Raw genomic sequence first — 6,810 nt, forward strand, 5'->3', positions numbered from 1 at the left:
CCCTCGGCGCGGCGCATCACGGGCTCGAGAGCGGTGACGAGTCCGCCGGGTGAGCGTCGCCACCCCTCGTCGTCGGGGGTGCGGTCGACGGGCAGACGATTGGCGACGACGACGAAATCGGCCTGGGTCACAGGTCCTCCTCGGGGATCGTCCTCAGGCTAACAGCGGGCGTCGGGCGCGCACGGGGGCTGGACGTCCGGCGCAGGGCCACCCCTCGATAAACGCCGCGCGTGCCGAGACACTGCGCGTCACCGCGTGTCTCGGCACGCGCGGCGTTTATCGGCGGGGCGGGGCGCGCTGTCAAGCTGCGGCGGGCACGCGCCCACCTCGGTAGGTTGAGTTCATGCGCCAGTACATCTTCGGAACCGGTCTCCTCAGCGCCATCACCGGCGGCGTCACCCTGCTGCGCGGGCTCAAGAACGACGAGCCGTTCACGTGGCGCACGGCGCTGGCGTGGCTCAGCTGGGGCATCACCCTCGCCCTCGCCATCGGCGCGGTCGTCGACACGCGTCGTGCGCGTCGAGGTCGCACGATCGCCGGCGACTCCCCCGTCTCGAAGAAGCAGGGCAAGCTGCTGAAGAAGCGTCTCGCGCGCTGACCCCCTGACGATCGAGGGGATGCCGCAGCCCCGGGGCGCGGCATCCCCTCGTCGTTTCGCGAGGTGTCAGCGGGTCAGGATCAGCGCGTCGCCCTGACCACCGCCGCCGCAGAGGGCGACGGCGGCCGTCCCGCTCCCCCGCCGGACGAGTTCGTGCACGGCGTGGACCACGAGGCGGTTGCCGGACGCGCCGATCGGGTGACCGATCGCGATCCCGCCGCCGTGCGGGTTGACGACGTCGTCGGACACGCCCAGTTCGGCCTGCGAGCGGGCGACGACGGCACCGAAGGCCTCGTTGATCTCGATCAGGTCCAGATCGGATGCCGCAAGCCCCTGCTTCTCGAGCGCCTTCGCGATCGCGCGGGCGGGCTGGGCGTGCAGCGAATTGTCGGGGCCGGCGACCTGGCCCGCCGCGCCGACGACGGCCAGGACGTCCCAGCCGTGCTCCTCGGCGGTCGCGCGCGTGGTCACGACCACCGCGGACGCGCCGTCCGAGATCTGCGAGGCGTTGCCCGCGGTGATCGAGCCGCCCTCGGCGAAGGCGGGGCGGAGCTTGGCGAGGGTGTCGACCGTCGTGTCGGCGCGGATGCCCTCGTCGGCGCTCACCACGACGGGGTCGCCCTTGCGCTGCGGGATCGACACCGGGACGATCTCGGCGTCGAACACGCTGGCGGCTTGCGCTGCGGCGGCGCGCTGGTGGGAGCGGGCGGCGACGGCGTCCTGGTCGGCGCGGGTCACCTCGTACCGGGCGTTGGCGCGCTCGGTCGAGGTGCCCATGCTCTCGCGGTCATAGGCGTCGGTGAGTCCGTCGAACGCCAGGTGGTCGAGAACCTCGACCGAGCCGTAGGCGTAGCCGTCGCGGGAGTTCATCAGCAGGTGCGGGGCGCGGGTCATCGACTCCATACCCGCGGCGACGACGACGCGCGCGTCGCCCAGGCGCAGCATACGGGCGGCGTCGATCACGGCGGTGAGCCCCGACAGGCACACCTTGTTGATCGTCGCGGCGTGGACATCCCAGCCGATGCCGGCCGCGACGGCGGCCTGGCGGGCGGCGTTCTGTCCGACTCCGGCCTGCAGCACCTGTCCGACGAGCACCGCGTCGACGGTGTCGGCGGGGATGCCGCCGCGCTCGAGCGCCCCGCGGATGGCGGCGGCGCCCAGCTCGACGGCCGTGAGCGGCGCGAGCTGCCCCTTCAGCCGTCCCTGCGGGGTGCGGGCGGCGGCGACGATGACGACGTCGTTCTGCTCGTTCGTGGTCATGCGTACTGCTCCTGTGCCATCGGCGTCTCCTCGGTGAGTCTCACGATCAACGGGGGCTCGGTGGCCGCCCGCACCTCGTCGACACTCACCCCGGGGGCGGTCTCGACGAGCACCAGTCCATCCTCGGTCACGTCGATCACGGCGAGGTCGGTGATGACGCGATCGACGACGCCGCGGCCGGTCAGCGGCAGCGAGCAGGCGTCGACGATCTTGGGCGAGCCGTCCCGGGCGACGTGCTCCATGAGCACGATCACGCGGGCCGCGCCGTGCACCAGGTCCATCGCGCCGCCGGGACCCTTGACCATCTTTCCGGGGATCATCCAGTTCGCCAGATCTCCGGATGCCGACACCTGCATCGCCCCGAGGATGGCGGCGTCGATCTTGCCGCCGCGGATCATGCCGAAGCTCAGCGCCGAGTCGAAGAACGCCGCCCCGTCGAGGGTCGTCACGGTCTCTTTGCCGGCGTTGATGAGGTCGGCATCCACGGCGTCCTCGGTGGGGTACGGACCGACGCCGAGGATGCCGTTCTCGGACTGCAGCACCACGGTGACACCGTCGGGGACGTGGTTGGGGACGAGGGTGGGCAGTCCGATGCCGAGGTTCACGTACGCGCCGTCGGCGAGCTCGCGGGCGGCACGGGCGGCCATCTCGATGCGGGACAGGGCCATCAGCGGGTCTCCTCACGGACGGTGCGCTTCTCGATGCGCTGGGGGATGTCGGGGCCGACCTCGATGATGCGGTGCACGTACACCCCGGGCAGGTGGACGGCATCCGGGTCGATCTCTCCCGGCTCGACGAGGTGCTCGACCTGCACGATGCACGTGCGGCCGGCCATCGCGGCGAGCGGGTTGAAGGCGCGCGCGGCCTTGCGGAAGACGAGGTTGCCGTGGCGGTCGCCCTTCCAGGCGTGCACGAGCGCGTAGTCGGTGGTGATGGCCTCTTCGAGGACGAACTCGCGAGGCTCTCCGTCGACCTCGAACGTGCGGACGTCTTTCGCGGGCGAGGCGACGGCGACGCCGCCCGAGCCGTCGTACCGTCGCGGAAGGCCGCCCTCGGCCACCTGCGTACCCACGCCCGTCTGGGTGTAGAACGCGGCGATGCCCGAACCCCCGGCACGCAGCTTCTCGGCGAGCGTTCCCTGCGGCGTGAGCTCGAGCTCGAGCTCGCCCGAGAGGAACTGCCGCTCGAACTCCTTGTTCTCGCCCACGTACGACGAGGTCATCTTGCGGATGCGACCGGCACCGAGCAGGACGCCCAGCCCCCAGTCGTCGACGCCGCAGTTGTTCGACACGACCGACAGGTCGCGGGTGCCCTGGGCGAGCAGCGCCTCGATCAGCGCGATGGGGTTGCCCGACAGACCGAAGCCGCCCACGGCGAGCGAGGACCCGTCGGCGATGTCGGCGACGGCCTCGGCGGCGGACGCGACGGTCTTATCGATCATGAGCGTCCTCCGCGGGTGATGGCGCCGCGCGGCGCGGGCGGGAACAGGGTCGTGTCGATCACGCGGACTCCTTCGTAACAGCGTGGTTCCACTGTCGGTCGGGGCGCCGACGCGGGGCCACCGCGTTCTTGTCATGTGGATGCCGCAGCGCGTAGCGTCCACATGGTGGACACCCCCGCTTCGCCCGCCGCCTCGGCATCCCCTTCCGCCGTCCCCGGCGCACAGGCCATCGCCCGCGCCGCGCACCTCCTCCGCCTCGTCACCTCGGCCGGCGACGGCGGCGCCGGCGTCGGGGACCTCGCGCGCGAGGCGGGACTGACCCGGCCGACGGCGCATCGCCTGCTGAGCGCCCTGCGCGTCGAGGGTCTCGTCGACCGCGACGACGCGAGCGGACACTGGCTGCCGGGGCCGGAACTGTTCCTGATGGGGAGTGTGGCGGCATCCCGTTTCGACATCACCGCGATCGCACGCGACATCGTCCGCTCTCTCGCGGTGCGGACGGAGGAGAGTGCGTTCCTGTCGGTGCGGCGCGGCGACGAGACGGTCTGCCTCGTCCGCGAGGACGGGAGCTTTCCGATCCGGTCGTTCGTGCTGTCGGAGGGGGTGCGCTTCCCGCTCGGGGTGGCGTCGGCGGGGCTGGCGATCCTGGCCTTCCTGCCACCCGAGGATGTGGACGCGTATCTCGAGCGGCATCCGGAGCTGTCCGCGAAGTGGGGGGCCTCGCACTCCCCCGCACGATTGCGGTCGCGGATCGCCGACACGAAGGCGCGCGGGTACGCGGTCAATCCGGGCCTGATCGTCGAGGGCAGCTGGGGCGTGGGGGCGGCGGTGTTCACGCGCACGGGCGATCCGCAATGGGCCCTCAGCCTGACGGGCGTGGAGTTCCGCTTCGGCGGCGAGCGCCTCGCGGAGCTGGGGCGGATCCTGCTGGCGCATGCTCACCAGCTGTCCACGCGGATCGCGGCGCGGTAGCCGCGGCATCCACCCCTCCGCGGTGACAGCGCGGGAGCCGGGGCATCCCCCTGCTATCAATACCCTAGGTATATAACAGGGGTATACTTATCTGCATGACCCGCGACGACGACCTGCAGCGACTCCTGCTCGCGGTGCACGCCCTCACGCGCATCGCGGCCCTCGACACCCAGAGCGAGGCTCCCGCCGCCCAGTGGCGCACACTGACGCTGCTGCGCGATCACGGCCCGCAGCGCTTGGGCGACCTGGCCACGCTGAGTCGTGTCACGCAGCCGGGCATGACCCGGCTGGTGCATCAGATGGATGCCGCCGGCCTCGTCGCCCGCACCGCCCATCCCGGCGATTCCCGGGTCAGCGTCGTCACCGCGACCGACCAGGGCCTCGCGGCCCTGGAGCGGTGGTACGAGCAGTTCCGCGCCGCCCTGTCGCCCCACGTCGCCGATCTGACGGACGACGAATGGGAGGCGGTCGGAGTCGCCGCGTCGGCGCTGTCGACGCGCGTGGGACTCGTTCCCGTCGGGTCGCGCGACAACTCTTCACGAATCGAGCAGAAGGAGGCCGTCCGGTGAGCACCGGTACCGCAGCAGCACCCAGTGTCTGGAAACAGCCCGCCCAAGTGTGGGCCGTCGCGTTCGCGTGCGTCGTGGCGTTCATGGGGATCGGTCTGGTCGACCCGATCCTGCCCGCGATCGCCGAGTCGCTGAAGGCGTCGCCGGTCGAGACCGAGCTGCTGTTCACCAGCTACCTCGTGGTGACGGGACTGGCGATGCTCGTCACGAGCTGGATCTCGAGCCGCATCGGCGCCAAGGCCACCCTGCTGGTGGGCCTGGGACTCATCGTGGTCTTCTCGTTCCTGTGCGCGATCAGCGGGAGCGTGGATGCCGTGATCGGCTTCCGTGCCGGCTGGGGCCTGGGCAACGCCCTGTTCATCTCGACCGCGCTCGCCACGATCGTCGGCGCCGCCTCGGGCGGCAGCTCGGCCGCGATCATCCTGTACGAGGCCGCCCTGGGCCTGGGCATCGCCGTGGGCCCGCTGCTAGGCGGCGTGCTGGGCGAGGTCAGCTGGCGCGGTCCGTTCTTCGGCGTCGTCGGGCTGATGGCGATCGCGTTCGTCGCGGTGATGGTGCTGCTGCGCGGTCCCGCCCCGGCGCGGACCCCGCTGCCCTTCAGCGCCCCCTTCCGTGCGCTGGGGCGTCCGGCGCTGGCGATCCTGGCCGCGACCGCGCTGTTCTACAACATCGGTTTCTTCACGCTGCTGGCGTTCTCGCCGTTCCCCCTGGGCTTCGGTGCGATGGGGATCGGCCTCACCTTCTTCGGTTGGGGCGTGGGACTCGCGATCACGAGCGTGTGGGTCGCCCCGCTGCTGCTGCGGCGCATGCGCCTGACTTCGGTGCTGCTGGTCGCGCTGCCGCTGCTCGCGGTCGATCTGCTGCTCGCGGCGTTCATCGTGTCGTCGGCTGCGGCTCTCGTCGTCTGCATCATCGTCGGCGGTCTCGTGCTCGGCGTGGTCAACACCGCGCTGACCGAGGCCGTGATGGAGGCCACCGACCTGCCGCGTTCGGTCGCGTCGTCGGCGTACTCCGCGGTGCGCTTCCTCGGTGGCGCCGTCGCTCCCCCGCTCGCCGCGCTGCTCTGGCACGCGTACGGCGCCGGTCTTCCCTACGTGATGGCCGCCGGCTCGGTCGCCCTGTCGGCGCTGTGCATCCTGTTCGGTCGGCGTCTGCTCGCCCACGTCGACGGAGCGCACCCGGATGCCGCAGACGAGGGCGCCGCCGTCCTGGTGGGCGACGCCGCGTAAGACTCCCGAGGCGGCTACCCCACCGCCCGCACCACGGCTCTCGCGCCGGGTGCCGACATGACGATCGAGTAATGGTCGACGTGCGGCACCCGGCGCGTCGTCGTGAGAGCGGGGTAGGCGCTGCGGAGGGCCTGCACATCGGGGTACAGCGGCGGCGTCTCACCGCGCAGCCCCCGCTCGGCCACGAGCAGGGCGGTGGGGCGCGGCATCCGCTCTCTGGCCCGCGCGATCGCCGCTCCGGTGTTCTGGTCGATCGAATCGGCCTCCACGGTCGCGAAGGTCGTCGCCGGGCGCAGCTGTCCGGGCGTTCCCCGCAGGTCGTACGCGAAGTAGGCGTCCAGCAAAGGGTCCTCCCTGCCCGTGAACGCCGGGTGCGCCCGCCAGAAGTCCCGGTAGGCGCGGGCGGTGGCGAACCGCATGTCGAGGCGGGCGGCGGTGGGCCCGAGCACGTGACGCACCGCGTCGCGGGGGTGCATCCCCGCGGGAAGGTCGAGCGGAAGACCCCCGTCGACGAGGACCACGCGGTCGATCCGCTCCGGATGCCGGTCGGCGAGCACGAGCGAGACGAACGCCCCCATCGAGTGCCCCACGACAACGGCCCGGTCGATGCCCTTCGCGTCGAGCACGGCGACGAGGTCGTCGGCGTGGCGCGCGAGGGGGGATGCGCCCCCCGACGTTGACATGGCCGTGCTGCGTCCGCGTCCGCGCAGGTCGGGCGCGATCAGCCGCGCGGTCGTCTCG

Annotated in this window: 8 protein-coding genes; 4 read left to right on the plus strand and 4 right to left on the minus strand. The window is 71.9% G+C overall.

Annotated features, from left to right (window positions below):
* The first annotated feature begins 343 nt into the window (after positions 1 to 343).
* Positions 344 to 598, plus strand: a complete 255-nt coding sequence (locus DBR36_RS00080) for a hypothetical protein (RefSeq protein WP_108317012.1) — start codon at positions 344 to 346, stop codon at positions 596 to 598.
* Between the two features lie 66 nt (positions 599 to 664).
* Here DBR36_RS00080 and DBR36_RS00085 read toward each other — a convergent pair whose 3' ends face one another.
* From DBR36_RS00085 to DBR36_RS00095, 3 genes are read right to left on the minus strand one after another with little or no spacing between them, the layout of a single operon-like run.
* Complete coding sequence (locus tag DBR36_RS00085; RefSeq protein ID WP_108317013.1) at positions 665 to 1,858, minus strand: acetyl-CoA C-acetyltransferase; 1,194 nt, start codon at positions 1,856 to 1,858, stop codon at positions 665 to 667.
* Positions 1,855 to 2,526, minus strand: a complete 672-nt coding sequence (locus DBR36_RS00090) for a CoA transferase subunit B (RefSeq protein WP_181373416.1) — start codon at positions 2,524 to 2,526, stop codon at positions 1,855 to 1,857. Before DBR36_RS00090 ends, DBR36_RS00085 begins: the two co-directional genes overlap by 4 nt.
* Complete coding sequence (locus DBR36_RS00095) at positions 2,526 to 3,299, minus strand: CoA transferase subunit A (RefSeq protein ID WP_108317014.1); 774 nt, start codon at positions 3,297 to 3,299, stop codon at positions 2,526 to 2,528. Before DBR36_RS00095 ends, DBR36_RS00090 begins: the two co-directional genes overlap by 1 nt.
* Before the next feature lie 162 nt (positions 3,300 to 3,461).
* On the opposite strand from DBR36_RS00095, the gene DBR36_RS00100 reads away from it, so the two are divergent.
* From DBR36_RS00100 to DBR36_RS00110, 3 genes are all read left to right on the plus strand, one after another.
* A complete protein-coding gene (locus tag DBR36_RS00100) occupies positions 3,462 to 4,271 on the plus strand; it encodes an IclR family transcriptional regulator (RefSeq protein WP_108317015.1) in 810 nt (269 codons plus the stop codon).
* A 95-nt stretch (positions 4,272 to 4,366) separates the two neighbouring features.
* Positions 4,367 to 4,840, plus strand: a complete 474-nt coding sequence (locus DBR36_RS00105; RefSeq protein WP_108317016.1) for a MarR family winged helix-turn-helix transcriptional regulator — start codon at positions 4,367 to 4,369, stop codon at positions 4,838 to 4,840.
* A complete protein-coding gene (locus DBR36_RS00110; RefSeq protein ID WP_108317017.1) occupies positions 4,837 to 6,069 on the plus strand; it encodes an MFS transporter in 1,233 nt (410 codons plus the stop codon). Before DBR36_RS00105 ends, DBR36_RS00110 begins: the two co-directional genes overlap by 4 nt.
* Before the next feature lie 14 nt (positions 6,070 to 6,083).
* Here DBR36_RS00110 and DBR36_RS00115 read toward each other — a convergent pair.
* Positions 6,084 to 6,810 (minus strand): alpha/beta fold hydrolase (locus tag DBR36_RS00115; RefSeq protein WP_108317018.1); only part of this gene is annotated, 727 nt, incomplete at its 5' end.

Source organism: Microbacterium sp. HMWF026, assembly GCF_003061325.1.
Classification (GTDB): Bacteria; Actinomycetota; Actinomycetes; order Actinomycetales; family Microbacteriaceae; genus Microbacterium; species Microbacterium testaceum_E.

Excerpts from the sequence above, each read along its gene's own strand:
- DBR36_RS00080 (WP_108317012.1), top strand. The coding sequence starts at position 344 with ATGCGCCAGTACATCTTCGGAACCGGTCTCCTCAGCGCCATCACCGGC.
- DBR36_RS00085 (WP_108317013.1), bottom strand. The coding sequence starts at position 1,858 with ATGACCACGAACGAGCAGAACGACGTCGTCATCGTCGCCGCCGCCCGC.
- DBR36_RS00090 (WP_181373416.1), bottom strand. The coding sequence starts at position 2,526 with ATGGCCCTGTCCCGCATCGAGATGGCCGCCCGTGCCGCCCGCGAGCTC.
- DBR36_RS00095 (WP_108317014.1), bottom strand. The coding sequence starts at position 3,299 with ATGATCGATAAGACCGTCGCGTCCGCCGCCGAGGCCGTCGCCGACATC.
- DBR36_RS00100 (WP_108317015.1), top strand. The coding sequence starts at position 3,462 with ATGGTGGACACCCCCGCTTCGCCCGCCGCCTCGGCATCCCCTTCCGCC.
- DBR36_RS00105 (WP_108317016.1), top strand. The coding sequence starts at position 4,367 with ATGACCCGCGACGACGACCTGCAGCGACTCCTGCTCGCGGTGCACGCC.